Source organism: Siccibacter colletis, assembly GCF_025914095.1.
In the GTDB taxonomy this organism is placed as follows: Bacteria; Pseudomonadota; Gammaproteobacteria; order Enterobacterales; family Enterobacteriaceae; genus Siccibacter; species Siccibacter colletis.
Window position 1 is genome coordinate 950618 of the sequence record NZ_CP074352.1, and the last position, 16692, is coordinate 967309.

At 60.2% G+C, this 16692-nt stretch carries 17 protein-coding genes and 1 other RNA gene; 12 read left to right on the plus strand and 6 right to left on the minus strand.

The genetic code is table 11. From position 1 onward, the window contains the following. Positions 1 to 2 precede the first annotated feature (2 nt). Together queC and KFZ77_RS04625 are read right to left on the minus strand one after the other, a co-directional pair. Positions 3 to 698 (minus strand): 7-cyano-7-deazaguanine synthase QueC, encoded by a 696-nt coding sequence (queC, locus tag KFZ77_RS04620; protein WP_264385559.1) that lies wholly within the window; start codon positions 696 to 698, stop codon positions 3 to 5. Between the two features lie 30 nt (positions 699 to 728). After that, positions 729 to 2465, minus strand: a complete 1737-nt coding sequence (locus KFZ77_RS04625) for an SgrR family transcriptional regulator (protein WP_264385560.1) — start codon at positions 2463 to 2465, stop codon at positions 729 to 731. A 101-nt stretch (positions 2466 to 2566) separates the two neighbouring features. On the opposite strand from KFZ77_RS04625, the gene cof reads away from it, so the two are divergent. Continuing rightward, the gene (gene cof / locus KFZ77_RS04630; RefSeq protein WP_264385561.1) at positions 2567 to 3385 is read left to right on the plus strand and encodes an HMP-PP phosphatase; all 819 of its coding nucleotides are present in this window, start codon (positions 2567 to 2569) and stop codon (positions 3383 to 3385) included. A gap of 40 nt (positions 3386 to 3425) precedes the next feature. Here cof and KFZ77_RS04635 read toward each other — a convergent pair whose 3' ends face one another. Further along, positions 3426 to 4472, minus strand: a complete 1047-nt coding sequence (locus KFZ77_RS04635) for a PLP-dependent cysteine synthase family protein (protein ID WP_031524314.1) — start codon at positions 4470 to 4472, stop codon at positions 3426 to 3428. 115 nt (positions 4473 to 4587) lie between these two features. Here KFZ77_RS04635 and KFZ77_RS04640 point away from each other — a divergent pair, with 115 nt between their 5' ends. The 5 genes from KFZ77_RS04640 to amtB all read left to right on the plus strand — a co-directional run bounded on the left by KFZ77_RS04640 (position 4588) and on the right by amtB (position 10651). After that, the gene (locus KFZ77_RS04640; RefSeq protein WP_264385562.1) at positions 4588 to 5052 is read left to right on the plus strand and encodes an Lrp/AsnC family transcriptional regulator; all 465 of its coding nucleotides are present in this window, start codon (positions 4588 to 4590) and stop codon (positions 5050 to 5052) included. 122 nt (positions 5053 to 5174) lie between these two features. Next, positions 5175 to 6959: a SmdA family multidrug ABC transporter permease/ATP-binding protein gene (locus KFZ77_RS04645; RefSeq protein WP_264385563.1), complete on the plus strand. Its 1785-nt coding sequence runs from the start codon at positions 5175 to 5177 to the stop codon at positions 6957 to 6959. Continuing rightward, positions 6952 to 8739 carry a SmdB family multidrug efflux ABC transporter permease/ATP-binding protein gene (locus KFZ77_RS04650; RefSeq protein WP_264385564.1) on the plus strand — a complete coding sequence of 596 codons (1788 nt, stop codon included), beginning with the start codon at positions 6952 to 6954 and terminating at the stop codon, positions 8737 to 8739. Before KFZ77_RS04645 ends, KFZ77_RS04650 begins: the two co-directional genes overlap by 8 nt. A 254-nt stretch (positions 8740 to 8993) precedes the next feature. Next, positions 8994 to 9332, plus strand: coding sequence for a P-II family nitrogen regulator (gene glnK / locus KFZ77_RS04655; RefSeq protein WP_031524322.1), 339 nt, complete (start codon positions 8994 to 8996; stop codon positions 9330 to 9332). 32 nt (positions 9333 to 9364) lie between these two features. Continuing rightward, positions 9365 to 10651, plus strand: coding sequence for an ammonium transporter AmtB (gene amtB, locus KFZ77_RS04660; protein WP_031524324.1), 1287 nt, complete (start codon positions 9365 to 9367; stop codon positions 10649 to 10651). 146 nt (positions 10652 to 10797) lie between these two features. Here the strand turns inward: amtB and tesB are convergent, their stop codons facing one another. Then, complete coding sequence (gene tesB, locus KFZ77_RS04665) at positions 10798 to 11658, minus strand: acyl-CoA thioesterase II (RefSeq protein WP_264385565.1); 861 nt, start codon at positions 11656 to 11658, stop codon at positions 10798 to 10800. Positions 11659 to 11875: 217 nt separating this feature from the next. On the opposite strand from tesB, the gene KFZ77_RS04670 reads away from it, so the two are divergent. Further along, positions 11876 to 12448: a YbaY family lipoprotein gene (locus KFZ77_RS04670; protein ID WP_031524327.1), complete on the plus strand. Its 573-nt coding sequence runs from the start codon at positions 11876 to 11878 to the stop codon at positions 12446 to 12448. A 31-nt stretch (positions 12449 to 12479) separates the two neighbouring features. On the opposite strand, the gene KFZ77_RS04675 is transcribed toward KFZ77_RS04670, so the two are convergent. After that, positions 12480 to 12791: an MGMT family protein gene (locus KFZ77_RS04675; RefSeq protein ID WP_264385566.1), complete on the minus strand. Its 312-nt coding sequence runs from the start codon at positions 12789 to 12791 to the stop codon at positions 12480 to 12482. 189 nt (positions 12792 to 12980) lie between these two features. On the opposite strand from KFZ77_RS04675, the gene ffs reads away from it, so the two are divergent. The 4 genes from ffs (at position 12981) to KFZ77_RS04695 (ending at position 14525) form a co-directional block, all read left to right on the plus strand. Continuing rightward, positions 12981 to 13077, plus strand: an RNA gene (gene ffs / locus KFZ77_RS04680) — signal recognition particle sRNA small type. Positions 13078 to 13284: 207 nt separating this feature from the next. Further along, positions 13285 to 13527 carry a hypothetical protein gene (locus tag KFZ77_RS04685; RefSeq protein ID WP_264385567.1) on the plus strand — a complete coding sequence of 81 codons (243 nt, stop codon included), beginning with the start codon at positions 13285 to 13287 and terminating at the stop codon, positions 13525 to 13527. Beyond that, on the plus strand, positions 13524 to 13745 hold the full coding sequence (locus KFZ77_RS04690; protein ID WP_031524332.1) for a hypothetical protein: 222 nt from the start codon (positions 13524 to 13526) through the stop codon (positions 13743 to 13745). The genes KFZ77_RS04685 and KFZ77_RS04690 overlap by 4 nt, the downstream gene beginning before the upstream one ends. A 198-nt stretch (positions 13746 to 13943) precedes the next feature. Next, a complete protein-coding gene (locus KFZ77_RS04695) occupies positions 13944 to 14525 on the plus strand; it encodes a hypothetical protein (protein ID WP_264385568.1) in 582 nt (193 codons plus the stop codon). Between the two features lies 1 nt (position 14526). Here KFZ77_RS04695 and yczR read toward each other — a convergent pair whose 3' ends face one another. Continuing rightward, a complete protein-coding gene (yczR, locus tag KFZ77_RS04700) occupies positions 14527 to 15942 on the minus strand; it encodes a MocR-like transcription factor YczR (protein WP_264385569.1) in 1416 nt (471 codons plus the stop codon). A gap of 85 nt (positions 15943 to 16027) precedes the next feature. Here yczR and yczE point away from each other — a divergent pair, with 85 nt between their 5' ends. Next, positions 16028 to 16636 (plus strand): membrane protein YczE, encoded by a 609-nt coding sequence (gene yczE, locus KFZ77_RS04705; protein ID WP_264385570.1) that lies wholly within the window; start codon positions 16028 to 16030, stop codon positions 16634 to 16636. Positions 16637 to 16692 lie beyond the last annotated feature (56 nt).

The following is a 16692-nucleotide window of genomic DNA, read 5'->3' on the forward strand; positions in this document are numbered from 1 at the left end:
GACTATTTCAGGTCGGTTTTTTGCTTCAGGGCCGCCATCACGCCAGGCTTGTCGGCCAGATAGTGGTTGAGGCCGTTGGCGCGCAGGTTGCAGGCGGCGCACTGTCCGCAGCCATCGCCTTTGATGCCGTTGTAGCAGGTCAGCGTCTCTGCGCGCACGGTATCAAGTTTGCCCCAGTAATCTGCCAGCGCCCAGGTTTCCGCTTTGTCGAGCCACATCAGCGGCGTCTCAAAGCGCACATCCCGGGCCATGCCAAGACTGACCGCATGGTTCAGCGCCTTGACGAACTCGTCGCGGCAGTCCGGATAGCCGGAGAAGTCAGTTTCACATACCCCGGTGATCACCGCTTCGGCCTGCACCTGGTAGGCGTAAATCGCCGCCAGGGTGAGGAACAGAATGTTGCGGCCCGGCACAAAGGTGTTCGGGATACCGCTGGCATCTGGCTCGTAATCCGGCACCGGAATGCTGTCGCGCGTCAGGCTACTGACTGCAAGCTCGTTGAGCAGAGTAACATCCAGCACTTTATGGGCGCGGGCACCCAGCGCTGTCGCCAGTTCACGCGCCACATCGATTTCGGCACGGTGGCGTTGTCCATAGTCAAAGGTGACGCAATGCACTTCATCATACTGCTGAAGTGCCTGAATCAGGCAGGTAGTGGAATCCTGGCCTCCGCTAAAGACCACGACGGCACGTTTCATAATCGTTCCTGTTGTTGACGGAAATGGCCGCTATGGTAACGCCCCTGCGTCGCGTCCTCCAGCTCCTTCACCGATTTCCGGCGGCGGCAGCCAGGCGCGAGTGAAATCAAACCACCCCCAGGCATTGAGATGAATGCCGTTGACGCCGGGCGGAGCGCTGATCTGGTAGCGGTAGTTAAACAGCGGGGTGAGACGGGCCTCCTCCATCAGCGTTGCCAGCACCGCTTTGAGTCCGGCGTTGCGCTGTTCCAGCTGCGGGTGATGCTGCACCTTATCCAGCGTGGTCTGCAGCTGGTTATAGTCTGCCTCGCTGAGCAACCGGGGCCACAGCACGTCGCTGCGCAACCACTGCTCAAGCGTATACTCCGGCGCTTCGCCAATCAGCCTGTCGCCCATCACCAGATCGGCGCTGGCAAGCTGCTCGCAGCCTGCCCAGTTTTTGGCATTGTGAAAAATGACCGTCAGCTCGCAGCCGAGGCGGGCGAAGCTGGCTTTAAGCTGCGTGGCCATGGTGTGCAGCTCGCCGGGAAGATGGTAAACCAGCGTCAGGCGCGGCGGCAGCGCTTCGCTCCGCTCTGGCCAATGCGGAAGAGGGAGCCCCGGCAGCATCTCGTGGCTTGGCGTGATGAGGTTTTCCTCCAGCGGCAGGGTATGCAGCATGCCGCTGGTATGCACCATTTGCATAATGCGTTGCGCCTGTGGCCTGCTGAGGCGCGCATTCTGCCGAATGGCGAGATAGCAAAATCCGAGGCTGATACTGGTGCTGATAGGGCGCAGCGCAGTCAGCTTGTCCGGATCGCCAACCGCGATCTGCGCCGGGTGACGACAGCTGGTGTCCATCTCGCGCTCAAACAGCTGAGGCGTGATCCAGTATTCAATAGCCTTCAGCAACGGGTGCTCCAGATGCCAGGCGTCATGGCTCTCCAGCCGCACGCGATCCGGCCTGAAGACCGTCAGCCGGAAGGGGCCGCTGCCCAGCAGCTCATCGTCAGGGTGCGCAAGGCGGCTACAGTAGCTGGCCAGCCGCCAGGGAAGCCAGTAATCAGGGTGATGAAGATAAAACGTCAGGCAGCGGGCGTGGGTGACCTCAATCCGTTTCACGCTGGCGAACAGCCGCGCCAGCGCCGGGTCGTTCAGCAGCAGCTGTAAGCGCTGCTGAAGCTGCCGGGTTTCGATGCGCTCACCGTTGTGCCAGTGCAGGGTGGAGCGGATATAAAAATGCCAGACGCCGCCGTCGGCGCTGGTCTGCCAGTGGTGCGCCAGATCGCCCTGCGGCTGCGGGTTATCGGCGACAAAGCGCGTCAGCCCGGAAAAGAGCTGTCCGGCAAGGTGTTGTTCGGCACGTCCGGCGACAAAACCTGGCGTCACGGGCTCCAGCGAGCGGTAATAAGGAATACGCAGCGTCGGGGCATCATTCTGCCACTGACCACCCAGAAACGGATGCAGCAGGTGGCGCAGCTGCTCCGGTGCCAGCTGCGTCAGCTCCAGGGCATGTTGCGGCTGCGCGCCTTTCAGCACCTCTTCGAGCAGGCTGCTGCGCAGGGCGTCAGGGGAGACGTGAAACGTCAGGGTGGCGCGCTTGCCGCGCCCGGACTGCGCCTGCCAGCTCAGCCAGCCCGCCTGCTGCGCCTGACGCAGCAGCGTGCGCATATGGCGCTCGCTGCAAAAACAGCGCGCCGCGAGTTCGGCGATGGTGACCTGCTGCGGTGCGCCACCAGAGGGCTGCCACAGACGCTGAAACTGATTGAGGCGGTTAACGAGGCGCATACAAAACCCGGAACGATTTTTTTCAAGTATTCCCTATTAGTTCCGTATATGCCAGGCAATACTTTTGCAGGTCTTTCACCCGCCGTAACCCCGGAGTAAGCATGGCCCGACTGGCTGCATTTGATATGGACGGCACGCTGTTAATGCCGGATCACCGTCTCGGCGATCAAACCCTCGCCACCCTGAAACGGCTGCGCGAGCGCGACATTACCCTGGCGTTTGCCACCGGGCGTCATGCGCTGGAGATGCGTCAGCTGCTGGGAAATCTGGCGCTCGATGCGTACCTTATCACCGGCAACGGCACGCGCATTCATACCCTGGAAGGCGACGTACTGCACGAGCAGGACCTGGCACCTGCGGTCGCCGAAGCGGTGCTGCATGGTGAGTGGGAGACCACCGCGAGCGTGCACGTTTTCAACGATCGCGGCTGGTTCACTGACAAGCCGTTACCCTGGCTGCTGGTGGCCCACGGCATGAGCGGGTTTAGCTATCAGATTGCCGATCTGCAACGCCTGCCGTCGGATGAAGTCACCAAAATTTGTTTTGTCGGTGAGCATGCTGACCTGGAGCGGCTGCGTCTGCAGCTTAGCGAGGCGCTGGGCGACAGCGCGCACCTGTGCTTTTCAGCGTTTGAGTGTCTGGAAGTGCTGCCGCCGGGCTGTAACAAAGGGGCGGCGCTAAGGGTACTGAGCAGTCATCTCGGGCTAACCCTGGCCGAGTGTATGGCGTTCGGCGACGCCATGAATGACCACGAGATGCTGTCGCTGGTCGGGCATGGCCTGATTATGGGCAACGCCATGCCGCAACTGATTTCGGCACTGCCGCATCTGCAGGTGATTGGTCACTGTCAGACGCAGGCAGTTTCACACTATTTATCGCATTGGCTGGACCATTCTGACCTTCCTTATTCCCCCGAATAGAGGAGGCCCTTCCAGCAAGCCGGGTAACCCCCGGCTTTTTTTATCGGTTCAGCTGCGCAATGGCATCGCGCCAGCCGCTGATGTCGCCAAACTGTCGCGCCACCCACTCTGGATTGTAAAAGGTATCAAGATAGCGCTCACCGCTGTCACACAGCAGCGTGACGATTGATCCGCGTTTGCCCTCGTCGCGCATCCGCGCCGCGAGCTGAAGTACGCCCCACATGTTCGTCCCGGTCGACGCGCCCACTTTGCGGCCCAGCAGCCCTTCCAGCCAGCCCAGCGTGGCGACGGAGGCCGCATCCGGCACGCGCAGCATTTCATCAATCACATCGGCGATAAACGACGGTTCGACGCGCGGGCGACCAATGCCTTCAATCCGGCTACCCACCTGGCTTTTCAGCGTCGGATCGCGATGCTGCCAGTAATCCATAAATACCGAGTTTTCCGGATCCACCACCATCAGCTTCGTGGCGTGTCCCTGATAGCGCAGGTAGCGACCAATGGTCGCGGAGGTGCCGCCGGTCCCGGCGCTCATCACGATGTAATCCGGTACCGGATGCGGCTCGTGCGACATCTGGCGGAAAATGCTCTCGGCGATATTATTGTTACCGCGCCAGTCGGTGGCCCGCTCGGCGTAGGTAAACTGATCCATATAGTGGCCGCGCAGCTCGCGGGCCAGCATTTCAGAAGCGTCATAAATCTCACACGCGCTGTCGACAAAATGGCAGCGTCCTCCGTAGAAGGCGATCTGCTCGATCTTGCGCTTTGCCGTGCAGGACGGCATCACGGCGATAAACGGCAGGCCGAGCAGTCGGGCAAAATAGGCCTCCGATACCGCCGTCGAGCCGGATGAGGATTCAACGATAGTGGTGTCTTCATTGATCCAGCCGTTGCTCAGGCCATACAGGAACAGCGAGCGGGCAAGACGGTGCTTCAGGCTGCCGGTAGGATGGGTGCTCTCATCCTTCAGGTAGATGTTGATCCCCGGAAACGCCGGCAGCGTCAGGCGAATCAGATGGGTATCCGCCGAGCGCTGAAAGTCGGCATTAATTTCGTTGATAGCGTGGTTTACGAAGGCGCGATTCATGGTGGCGATCCGTTTGTCATTTTGTGCCTAGCGTACAGGAAGGCACGGAAAAAATAATTGCCATTTCGCCTGTGAATTTCGCACTATGGGGAAAGATTTTCTCCGTGAGGCGGCTATGATAGATAAAATTGATCGTAAATTGCTTTCGTTGTTGCAGGAGAACTGCACGCTCTCTTTGCAGGCGCTGGCGGATGCCGTTAATCTGACGACCACCCCGTGCTGGAAACGGCTGAAGCGGCTCGAAGATGAAGGCATCATTCGTGGGCGCGTGGCGCTGCTCAGCGGCGAAAAACTGGGGCTGGGGTTAACCGCGTTTATGCTGATCAAAACCCAGCAGCACAGCAGCGCCTGGTACAGCCAGTTTGTCGGTGTGGTCGCGCAGATGCCCGAGGTGCTCGGCTTCTGGCGCATGGCGGGCGAGTACGACTACCTGATGCAGGTGCAGGTTGCTGATATGAAGCGCTACGATGACTTCTATAAGCGACTGGTAAACAGCGTGCCGGGCCTGTCTGATGTGACCTCAAGCTTTGCGATGGAGCAGATCAAGTACACCACGGCACTGCCGATAGACGCTGCGTAACGGCTGTTTTTATTCTCATTTTTGACATACTTCGTGCTCAGACTAGAATCAAACGTCCTGAGCACCCGCAGGACCACCCATCTGTTATTGATTGTTGAATTACCCAACCAGGAAATCACCGCGTGCGATTATTTGCTCAGTTAAGCTGGTACTTCACCCGGGAGTGGCGTCGCTACCTTGGGGCTGTCCTCCTGCTTATCCTCATTGCCATTCTCCAGCTGGTGCCGCCAAAAGTGGTCGGTATCGTCGTGGACGGCATTACCCAACAGCACTACTCAACGGCCTGGCTGATGAAGTGGGTGGGGCTGCTGGTGGCGATTGCCGTGGTGGTTTATCTGTTGCGCTACGTCTGGCGCGTGCTGCTGTTTGGTGCCTCCTACCAGCTGGCGGTCGAGCTGCGCGAGGACTTTTACCGCCAGCTCAGCCGTCAACATCCTGAATTTTACCTGCGTCACCGCACCGGCGACCTGATGGCGCGCGCCACCAACGACGTTGACCGCGTGGTGTTCGCCGCCGGGGAAGGGGTGTTAACCCTGGTGGATTCCCTGGTGATGGGCTGCGTGGTGCTGGTGGTGATGTCCACCCAGATCAGCTGGCAGCTGACGCTGCTGGCACTGTTGCCGATGCCGATCATGGCCATCATCATTAAGCGCTACGGCGACCAGCTGCACAACCGCTTCAAGCTGGCCCAGGCGGCGTTTTCGTCGCTCAACGATCGCACTCAGGAGAGCCTGACCAGCATCCGCATGATCAAAGCGTTTGGCCTGGAGGATCGTCAGTCGGCGCTGTTTGCTGCCGATGCGCAGGATACCGGCGCGAAAAACATGCGCGTGGCGCGCGTCGATGCCCGTTTCGACCCCACTATTTACATCGCCATTGGTATGGCGAACCTGCTGGCCATCGGCGGCGGTAGCTGGATGGTGGTGAACGATACCCTGACCCTCGGGGAGCTCACCAGTTTTACCATGTACCTCGGGCTGATGATCTGGCCGATGCTGGCCCTGGCGTGGATGTTTAACATCGTCGAGCGCGGTAGCGCGGCCTATACACGCATTCGCGACATGCTGGCCGAAGCGCCGGTGGTGAGCGACGGCAGCGAGCCGGTGCCGGAAGGGCGGGGCACGCTTAGCGTTGCCATCAACAATTTTGTTTATCCCCAGGCGGCGAGGCCGACGCTGAGCGCGGTGCACTTTACCCTTCAGCCGGGGCAGATGCTGGGCCTGTGCGGCCCGACCGGTGCGGGGAAAACTACCGTACTGTCACTGATCCAGCGCCATTTCGACGTTGGTGACGGCGCGATCTGCTTCAGCGATATTCCACTGCCGCGTCTGCAGCTCAACGCCTGGCGCGGTCGCCTGGCGGTAGTGAACCAGACCCCGTTCCTGTTCTCCGATACCGTAGCGAACAACATCGCACTCGGCAGGCCGGGGGCCAGCCAGGCGGAGATTGAGCAGGTGGCGAAGCTCGCCAGCGTGCATGAAGATATTCTGCGCCTGCCCCAGGGGTATGACACCGAAGTGGGCGAGCGCGGCGTGATGCTCTCCGGCGGACAGAAGCAGCGCCTCTCGATTGCGCGCGCGCTGCTGCTGGAGGCGGAAATCCTTATCCTCGACGATGCGCTGTCGGCGGTGGATGGCCGTACCGAACATCAGATCCTGCACAACCTGCGCCAGTGGGGCGAGGGGCGCACCATCATTATCAGCGCCCACCGGCTGTCCGCCCTGACCGAAGCCAGTGAAATTCTGGTGCTGCAACATGGGCAGATTGCCCAGCGCGGCGACCACGACAGCCTCGCCGCTCAGCCGGGCTGGTATCGGGATATGTACCGTTACCAGCAGCTGGAAGCGGCGCTGGATGACGAGCCGGAAACGGACGACGACGATGACAAGGAGGCGCACCATGCGTGAGACGCCGAAGCCGGTCAAGGTATGGCCGACGCTCAAGCGCCTGCTGGCGTACGGTTCGCCGTGGCGTAAGCAGATCTACATCGCCGTGCTGATGCTGTGGATTGCCGCTGCGGCAGAAGTGAGCGGCCCGGCGCTGATCAGCTACTTCATCGATAACATGGTCGCGAAAGAGTATATGCCGCTGGGCCTGCTGGCCGGGATGGCGTTCGCCTACATCTGCCTGCAGCTGCTGGCGGCAGGGCTGCACTACTGGCAGTCGCTGCTGTTCAACCAGGCGGCGGTCGGCGTGGTGCAGCAGCTGCGCACCGACGCGATGGATGCGGCGCTGCGTCAGCCGCTCAGCGCCTTCGATACCCAGCCGGTGGGGCAGCTTATCTCGCGGGTGACCAACGATACCGAGGTGATCCGCGATCTCTATGTGATGGTGGTGGCTACGGTGCTGCGCAGCGCCGCGCTGGTGGGCGCGATGCTGGTCGCGATGTTCAGCCTCGACTGGCGCATGGCGCTGGTGGCGATTGCGATCTTCCCGGCGGTGATGATCGTGATGGTGATTTATCAGCGCTACAGCACGCCGATCGTGCGCCGGATGCGCTCCTACCTGGCGGACATCAATGACGGTTTCAACGAAGTGATCAACGGCATGGGGGTCATCCAGCAGTTCCGCCAGCAGGCGCGCTTCGGGGAACGCATGGGGCAGGCGAGCCGCTCGCACTACACCGCGCGTATGCAGACCCTGCGGCTGGACGGTTTCCTGCTGCGCCCGCTGCTCAGCCTGTTCTCGGCGCTGGTGCTGTGCGGCCTGCTGATGCTGTTCGGCTTCAGCCCGGAAGGCACCATTGAAGTCGGTGTGCTGTATGCGTTTATCAGCTACCTCGGGCGGCTGAACGAACCGCTGATCGAACTCACTACCCAGCAATCGATGCTGCAACAGGCGGTCGTCGCCGGGGAGCGCGTGTTCGAACTGATGGACCGTCCGCGTCAGGAGTACGGCAGCGATGATCGTCCGCTGACCAGCGGCGATATTGCTATTGACCATGTGTCGTTTGCCTACCGCGAAGATCGTCTGGTGCTGCAGGATATCGATCTGCACATTCCGTCGCGCAGCTTTGTGGCGCTGGTCGGGCATACCGGCAGCGGAAAAAGCACCCTCGCCAGTCTGTTAATGGGTTACTACCCGCTGACCGAAGGGGAGATCCGCCTCGACGGGCGGCCTCTGGCCGGGCTGAGCCACGCCGCGCTGCGTCACGGTGTCGCGATGGTGCAGCAGGACCCGGTGGTGATGGCCGACTCCTTCTTTGCCAATGTCACCCTCGGGCGCGACATCAGCGAAGAGAAAGTGTGGGACGTGCTGGAGACGGTGCAGCTCGCCGGGCTGGCGCGTAGCATGAGCGACGGTATCCATACGCGTCTGGGTGAGCAGGGCAATAACCTGTCGGTCGGGCAGAAACAGCTGCTGGCGATGGCTCGCGTGCTGGTGGAGACCCCGCAGATCCTGATCCTCGATGAGGCGACCGCCAACATCGACTCCGGCACCGAGCAGGCGATTTCCCTGGCGCTGGCGGCGGTACGTAAGCGCACCACGCTGGTGGTGATCGCCCATCGTCTGTCGACTATCGTCGAAGCCGATACCATCCTCGTGCTGCATCGCGGCCAGGCAGTGGAGCGCGGTTCCCATGCCGACCTGCTGGCGCAGCAGGGGCGCTACTGGCAGATGTACCAGCTGCAGCTGGCTGGCGAAGAGCTGCAAGCGGCCAGCCGCGACGAGCCGGCTACCGCTTGATGCACTAAAACAACGCACTGCGGCGGCAGGTTGTTGCCGTGGTGCAAAATTGCAACGCACCATGCACTCTGATGGTGCGTTTTTTTATGCCCGCACTGTGCCGCTCCCTTTTTCCCGCCCGGCCCACACTGACACACCCTTACATTCCGCCTTAGCGTTAACAATCACCTCCTGTTTCGATTTCTGGCACGGCGCTTGCTTTATCCCTCTCATGTTCGCTGCGGCAATTGCCCAATTCTGAGTGGAGGGGATCTATGAAGCTGGTTACCGTGGTAATCAAACCGTTCAAGCTGGAAGACGTGCGTGAAGCGCTCTCGTCGATTGGTATTCAGGGACTGACCGTGACTGAAGTAAAAGGCTTTGGTCGCCAGAAGGGCCATGCCGAGCTGTACCGCGGTGCGGAGTACAGCGTCAACTTCTTGCCTAAGGTGAAGATTGATGTGGCTATCGCAGACGATCAGCTGGATGAAGTGATTGATATTATTAGTAAAGCAGCCTACACCGGCAAAATTGGCGACGGCAAAATTTTTGTTGCCGAACTGCAACGCGTTATCCGTATTCGCACCGGCGAGTCGGATGAAGCCGCCCTGTAATCGTTAAGCCTCTCGTGACAGGAATGATGAAAATGAAAAAAGTAGCCATGAAATTAGGGCTTAGCGCGCTGGCACTGCTGCCGGGTATTGCGCTGGCTGCACCAGCAGTGGCGGATAAAGCCGACAACGCCTTTATGATGATTTGCACCGCCCTGGTACTGTTTATGACGATCCCGGGCATTGCGCTGTTTTACGGCGGTCTGATCCGCGGTAAAAACGTACTCTCGATGCTGACTCAGGTCACCGTCACCTTCGCGCTGGTATGCGTACTGTGGGTGGTCTACGGCTACTCGCTGGCCTTCGGCAGCGGCAATAACTTCTTCGGCAGCTTCGACTGGACGATGCTGAAAGGCATTGAGATCACGGCGCTGATGGGCAGCTTCTATCAGTATATCCACGTCGCTTTCCAGGGCTCTTTCGCCTGCATTACCGTGGGTCTGATCGTCGGTGCACTGGCAGAACGTATTCGCTTCTCGGCGGTGCTGATTTTCGTGGTGGTGTGGCTGACGCTCTCCTACATCCCGATTGCGCACATGGTCTGGGGTGGCGGTCTGCTGGCTTCCCACGGCGCGCTGGACTTCGCCGGCGGCACCGTGGTGCACATTAACGCCGCGGTAGCGGGCCTGGTGGGTGCCTACATGATTGGCAAACGCGTCGGCTTCGGCAAAGAAGCGTTCAAACCGCACAACCTGCCGATGGTGTTTATCGGTACGGCAATCCTCTACGTCGGCTGGTTTGGTTTCAACGCCGGTTCTGCCAGCGCCGCCAATGAAATCGCGGGCCTGGCATTTGTGAACACCGTGGTGGCAACCGCTGCGGCGATCCTTGCCTGGGTCTTCGGCGAGTGGGCGCTGCGCGGCAAGCCGTCGCTGCTGGGTGCCTGTTCCGGTGCCATTGCCGGTCTGGTGGGCGTTACTCCGGCCTGTGGCTACATCGGTGTCGGCGGGGCGCTGATCGTCGGTATCGCGGCGGGTCTGGCAGGGCTGTGGGGCGTGACTATGCTGAAACGCTGGCTGCGCGTCGATGATCCGTGCGATGTGTTCGGCGTACACGGCGTGTGCGGCATCGTGGGCTGTGTGTTGACCGGCTTCTTTGCTTCCACTTCACTGGGTGGCGTGGGCTATGCGGAAGGGGTGACTATGGGCCATCAGGTGCTGGTACAGCTGGAAAGCATCGGGCTCACTATCGTCTGGTCCGGCGTGGTGGCCTTCATCGGCTACAAACTGGCAGACATGACCGTTGGCCTGCGCGTTCCTGAAGACCAGGAGCGTGAAGGGCTGGACGTTAACAGCCACGGCGAGAACGCCTACAACGCCTGATTTTTTTGAGTATCTCCTGAGCCTCAAACCTCCCGCATGCGGGAGGTTTTTTTATGGCAGGTATGCAACGGTGTATAGGGCGGGTAAGCCTGCGCACCCGCCGTTGGCGAAACAGAAAAGGTGGGTGCGTGAGAACAGGGGCAGGGCTAGCTGCGCTTGCGCATTACCCCTTCCTGTACCGTTGAGGCCACCAGCACGCCATCATGGGTGTAGAACTCGCCGCGCACAAAACCGCGCGCGCTGGAGGCCGAGGTGCTCTCCACGCTGTAGAGCAGCCACTCGTTGATGTTGAACGGACGGTGGAACCACATCGAATGATCGATGGTCGCTACCTGCATGCCCGGCTCCAGGAAGCCGATGCCGTGCGGCTGCAGCGCCACCGGCAGGAAGTTAAAGTCCGAAGCGTAACCAAGCAGGTACTGATGCACCCGCAGATCGTCCGGCACGTTGCCATTCGCACGCAGCCACACCTGACGCGCCGGCTCGGCGGTATGCCCCTTGAGCGGGTTGTGAAACTCCACCGGGCGGATCTCCAGCGGCTTGTCGCTCAGAAACTTCTCGGCGGCCTGAGGCGGCAGGAGGTGCGCCAGCTTACGCGCGATGTCGGTCTCTGACGGCAGCCCGTCCGGTGACGGCGCAGACGGCATGGTTTTCTGATGCTCAAAGCCCGGCTCGGGAGCCTGGAACGAGGCCGTCATGTAAAAGATGGGCTTACCGTTCTGCACCGCCGCGACGCGGCGGGCGCTGAAGCTGTTGCCGTCGCGCAGCACTTCCACGTCATAAACGATAGGTTTCTGGCTGTCGCCAGGGCGCAGGAAGTAGCTGTGGAACGAGTGCACCAGACGCTCGGCGGGGACAGTTTCTTTCGCCGCATACAGCGCCTGACCAACGACCTGACCGCCAAACACCTGGCGCAGCCCCAGATCTTCACTCTGGCCGCGAAACAGGCCTTCCTCAATTTTTTCCAGATTCAGTAACGCCAGAAGGTTGTTCAGTGCCTGACTCATACATTTCCTCAATAACAACGGGGCAGCGCTGTGCCGGTAATTATCGCTGAGTATAACCTGGTTTATGAAGTGGTCCGATGGGTGCATTTGTCTGAATGGCGGGGCGTTTCCAGGCAGAATCGGGTGATCTATGCCACACTTAGCACGTTATGTTGTTGTGACCACACACTCTGGTGGGAGTACTTCCCGCTGGTGCATTGAAGATAAGGAGAACTCAATGAAACTCGTGCACGTATTAAGTGGTGTAGCGGTTGCCGTAGCGCTCGCTGGTTGCGCGCAAGACAAAAGCGCAGATATCCAGACTCCCGCGCTGAACCCGAATACCGCCGGGGTTAACACCCAGCCTGTCATCAAGCAGCCGAATGTATCTGGTACCGTATGGATCCGTCAGAAAGTGGCTCTGCCACCGGATGCGGCGCTCACCGTGACGCTGTCGGATGCATCTGTGGCCGATCAGCCGTCGAAAGTGCTGGCGCAGCGGGTAGTGCGTACCGAGGGCAAACAGGCACCGTTCAGCTTTGAATTGCCGTTTAACCCGTCTGACGTACAGCCGAACGCCCGTATCCTGCTGAGTGCGGCGATCACCATTGATGACAAACTGGTGTTCATCACCGATACCGTGAAACCGGTAATTAATCAGGGCGGCACTAAAGCTGACCTGACGCTGGTTCCGGTACAGCAGACCGCAGTTCCGGTAAACCAGAGCGGCGGCGCGGCCACCACCGTACCATCGACTTCACCGACGCAGGTTAATCCGTCGTCTGCCGTTCCGGCTCCGACGAACTTCTGATGACCCGCATACTGACTCCGGCACGCCGGGGTCAGTAGTTCCAGCGATAGCGCTGCAAATCGATTTGCCCACTCCCGCTCACTTCCACACCTTCAGATAACAGCGCCTGACGCTGACGCTGCAGATCCGGACCGGTCAGGGAAATCGCACCGTGACGATTCACCACCCGATGCCACGGCAGCTGGCTCCCCTCCGGCAAACGCTTCAGCACGCCCCCCACCTGACGCGCCGCGCGCGGCGATCCCGCCAGCCTTGCCACCTCGCCATAGGTGGTGACGAATCCTTCCGGAATCGCGGCCACAATCTGGTAAATGCGCTGCGGGAAAGTGTCCTGATTGTCCATAAGCGTCTCCTTTTTAGCGTGCTTGCAAGGATAGATGTAGCCTGAGCACGTGAAAAGAAATGATTAGCTGAGCGTTTTTGCAGTATCGAACAAGAAACCAGCACCCGGTTGTGGTCGGGTTGCAATTGCCGGGGGTTATAAGGATAATGCCGCCTGCGCGTTGATACTCAACGCTCTCAATGGGGGCCCTGTTGGTTCTCCCGCAACGCTACTCTGTTCACCAGGTCAGGTCCGGAAGGAAGCAGCCAGGGCAGATGACGTGTGTGCCGGGATGTAGCTGGCAGGGCCCCCACCCAATTCTGGCTCCCGCCTTTTCGTTACTTCTCATCGTCTTGCAACACTTTCCCTTTTTCTGAACACATCCGCTTTCGCTGTCACATTTCTGATAACTGTCATCAATTTGTCATACTGCTGTCATTTAAATTATTCATGTTATTAACGCATCGATGGCGTAACGCCTTCATTTTCCCCTGTTTAACGTTAAGGAAATGCTATGACCACCGCGGTACTGAACGTCAAAATCAATGCGGAGTTAAAAGAGCGTCTGCGTGAATATGCTCAGGAAAATGACGAGACCCTCGGCGCGGTTACCGAAAGATTACTGCTGAGCGCGATGAACGATGACGACATTTCAGAAGACGACATCGACAGCCAGCACACGGAAGAGAGCCGTACCGAGCAGCTCACTGATAAAGAAATCAAAGCCCTGCGTAAAATTCTGAAGAAGAAAAAATGAAACGTCACGAGCCACATACCACGGCCCACAACTATGCTGAAGCCTGCCATCTGCTGCGCTCAGGCTATGTGAAGCACGTTCGGTTGGGCTGGAACGTCGAAAGCGATGAGTTTTTCCGTATCGCCTCGGACTGGTGCGACGCTGGCGCCAGAATTGTGAAAGAGGATGATGCCTTCGTGGTCTCGCTGAAAGGGTTCGCAATCCCGCGTCAGCACTGACATACACTAATAACACCGCCTCAACATCCATTATAAAGCGTCACGGACGACGTTTCGGCGAACCCGCGGGTTCGTCACTTTTCCTCTGTTTTATCACTCCCGCTCATTAATTCTCATCTTTCTCTAAGCCTGTGATATTCCACGCCATGCCTGTGCCAGGGTGAAGTCTCGATATGCCCGATAAACGGTGAGGTGGCTGTGAAATTTGATCCGCAGTGTGACGATATCGCTATTGTTTTGTCAGCGCTGAAGCTACGCCAGTCGGCTGACTTTATGGACAGCTACAGCGAGCCGTATGTGATGGTGGTCGGCATGGATGAAAACAGCGTCGACGGTGCGCGCTTCCACTGCCAGCTCAACGCGTTCAGTAACGTCAGGGCATATCAGCCGCTGGTGGCGGCCGGAGAGGGGCTTCTGCTGTACGGCCCGGCGAATCCGGGGGCATTCGTGACGCTTTCGGTCGCAATCATGGAATCCGATGCGGAGATCCGGCAGGCGGGCCAGGATCTGCAGGCGTGGGTGAGCCAGGCTGCACACCACATCGGCGTAGCTTCGCTGCTGGCGGTGAATCCTGGTGCAACCACCGCCCGCTCGCTGGTGGAGCAGGTGCTGGGGCGGGTAGCGAACCGGATGCGCGATAATCAGGACGATACCCTGTTAACCGTTTCCGGCTGCTGGTTCCGCGACCGCCCGGAGCCCTATAACATCAACAGCTTTTCGGTGCATCACAATGATTTTGCCGAAGCGACGCTGAAGGTTATTCCCCTCCCGTCGGGCTGAATTACACCACGCCGCGGGAGCGCACCGGTGCGCTGGTCAGCGTCTGCCACAGCGGTTGAAGCCGCTGCAGCGCGTCTTCAAGCTGCGGGGTCTCCAGTGCAAACGGCAGGCGCAGAAAGCGCTCAAAGGCGCCGTCAGTGCCAAAGCGCGGCCCGGCCCCGAGATGAATCCCGATGTTGAGCGCGCTGGCGGCGAACTGCGAGGCCAGCGGCATCGGCAGCTCCACCCAGAATGACAGCCCGCCTTCAGGAAGCTGAAAGCGCCAGTCCGGAAAATAGCGCTTCAGCATAGTGGCTGCGGCATCGCGGCGCGTTTTCAGCAGCGCCCGCCGTGCCGGCAGGAAGTTATCCGCCTCGTTAATCAGCGCCTGCACCGCCAGCTGTTCGAGCAGCGGCGAGCCTAAATCCAGACTGTCACGCACCTGGGTTAGCGAAGCGATGTTCCGCGCCGGGGCGCGGATCCAGCCCAGACGCAATCCGCCCCAGAAGCTTTTTCCCGCCGAACCAATGGTGATCACCTCATCTTCGCCAAACGCGGCCAGCGGCGGGGGAGGCGGGGCGTCATACCAGAGATCGATCATGGTTTCGTCCACCACTACCGTGGTACGGGTGCGGGCGGCGATGGCGGCGACGTCCTGGCGGGTCGCGGCATCCATACAGCGACCGGTGGGGTTGTGAAAATCAGGCAGCAGATAGGCGAGACGCGGCGCGGTCTGGGCGATGGTTGCCGCCAGTGCCGCGCTGTCCCAGCCCTGATCCGGCAGCGAAATCCCTACCGCGCGGCATGAGGCGCCTTCAATCGCCGCATGGGCCAGCGGATAGGTGGGGTTATCCACCGCCACGCGATCCCCCGGCCCGGTCAGCAGCCGCAGCACCAGCGCAAATCCCTGCAGCGCCCCGTTGACCATCATAATCTGGTCCGCCGTGGTGGGCAGGCCGCGCGCGGCATAGCGTTCGGCGATGGTCTGGCGCACGCTCAGCAGCCCCTGGCGATCGTAGCCGGTGTGGTCGAGGAAGCCCGGCAGCTGGCTCAGGGCGTGGGAGAAGGCATGGTGAATTTCCGGCCCGGCGGGCAGGGCGGCGGTCGCCAGATCCAGCGCCTGAGGCACGCTGTGGCGGCCCGCAGCCGGACGCGGTTCGGGCAGCACGATCACCGAGCCGGAGCCGTGGCGGCTGACCAGATAATTTTCATCCCGCAACTGGGCGAGGGCGCTGGCAACGGTGGTGCGGCTGACGTTGAGCGCACTGGCCAGCTCGCGCTCGCCGGGCAGGCGGCTGTCGAGCGGCAGTCGACCATCAAGGATCAGCAGACGTAGCGCCTGGGCTAACTGCTGATAGAGCGGGGCGCGGGAGGCGGGTTGCTGCCAGTTGCCCAACAGGCGCAGCAGCGACAGGCTTCCGGATCGACGTTGATTCATGGCAGTCCACTTTGTTTAAACTGGACCTTAATAATAAGTCCAGTTCCGATAGAGTGAAACCATCATGTCGCCACCGGAAGATTTTATGTTACGTCGTCTGTTTCAGCTCTACTTTGGCCTCGGATTATACGGGGTTTCTGCCGCTATGTTCGTCACCGCTAATCTTGGGGCCGATCCCTGGAACGTGTTTCACCTCGGCGTGGCACGGCTGTTTTCGCTCAACATTGGTTTGGTGATGATCCTCGTCGGTGCGCTGGTGCTGCTGTTCTGGATCCCGCTGTGTCAGCGTCCGGGTCTCGGCACCATCAGCAATGTTATCGTTATTGGTCTGGCGGCGGACGCCACCCTGGCGCTGATGCCGCCGGTCAGCGGTCTGCCGCTGCAGATAACGCTGCTGGTAAGCGCGGTGGTGGTGAATGCGATGGCGACCGGGATGTACATCGGCGCGGGCTTCGGTTCCGGGCCGCGCGACGGGCTGATGACCGGCATCAACGCCCGCACCGGCTGGTCGGTGCGTACCGTGCGCACCGCAATTGAGCTCACCGTGCTGCTGGCCGGATGGGCGATGGGCGGCACGCTGGGGGTCGGCACCGTGTTGTATGCCCTGGCGATCGGGCCGCTGATCCAGTTCTTTATGCCGTGGTTTCGCCGCCGGCCACAGCCGCCGGTAACGGAAACCGCAGCGGTGTCATGAAGGCGAAGCGCTCACAATTTTTGCCCGACTGCGCTAGAATAACGGCGATCTCATCC

Excerpts from the sequence above, each read along its gene's own strand:
- glnK (WP_031524322.1), top strand. The coding sequence starts at position 8,994 with ATGAAGCTGGTTACCGTGGTAATCAAACCGTTCAAGCTGGAAGACGTG.
- yczE (WP_264385570.1), top strand. The coding sequence starts at position 16,028 with ATGTTACGTCGTCTGTTTCAGCTCTACTTTGGCCTCGGATTATACGGG.
- KFZ77_RS04675 (WP_264385566.1), bottom strand. The coding sequence starts at position 12,791 with ATGGACAATCAGGACACTTTCCCGCAGCGCATTTACCAGATTGTGGCC.
- KFZ77_RS04625 (WP_264385560.1), bottom strand. The coding sequence starts at position 2,465 with ATGCGCCTCGTTAACCGCCTCAATCAGTTTCAGCGTCTGTGGCAGCCC.
- KFZ77_RS04685 (WP_264385567.1), top strand. The coding sequence starts at position 13,285 with ATGACCACCGCGGTACTGAACGTCAAAATCAATGCGGAGTTAAAAGAG.
- amtB (WP_031524324.1), top strand. The coding sequence starts at position 9,365 with ATGAAAAAAGTAGCCATGAAATTAGGGCTTAGCGCGCTGGCACTGCTG.
- tesB (WP_264385565.1), bottom strand. The coding sequence starts at position 11,658 with ATGAGTCAGGCACTGAACAACCTTCTGGCGTTACTGAATCTGGAAAAA.
- KFZ77_RS04670 (WP_031524327.1), top strand. The coding sequence starts at position 11,876 with ATGAAACTCGTGCACGTATTAAGTGGTGTAGCGGTTGCCGTAGCGCTC.
- KFZ77_RS04635 (WP_031524314.1), bottom strand. The coding sequence starts at position 4,472 with ATGAATCGCGCCTTCGTAAACCACGCTATCAACGAAATTAATGCCGAC.
- queC (WP_264385559.1), bottom strand. The coding sequence starts at position 698 with ATGAAACGTGCCGTCGTGGTCTTTAGCGGAGGCCAGGATTCCACTACC.
- KFZ77_RS04650 (WP_264385564.1), top strand. The coding sequence starts at position 6,952 with ATGCGTGAGACGCCGAAGCCGGTCAAGGTATGGCCGACGCTCAAGCGC.
- yczR (WP_264385569.1), bottom strand. The coding sequence starts at position 15,942 with ATGAATCAACGTCGATCCGGAAGCCTGTCGCTGCTGCGCCTGTTGGGC.
- cof (WP_264385561.1), top strand. The coding sequence starts at position 2,567 with ATGGCCCGACTGGCTGCATTTGATATGGACGGCACGCTGTTAATGCCG.
- KFZ77_RS04640 (WP_264385562.1), top strand. The coding sequence starts at position 4,588 with ATGATAGATAAAATTGATCGTAAATTGCTTTCGTTGTTGCAGGAGAAC.
- KFZ77_RS04690 (WP_031524332.1), top strand. The coding sequence starts at position 13,524 with ATGAAACGTCACGAGCCACATACCACGGCCCACAACTATGCTGAAGCC.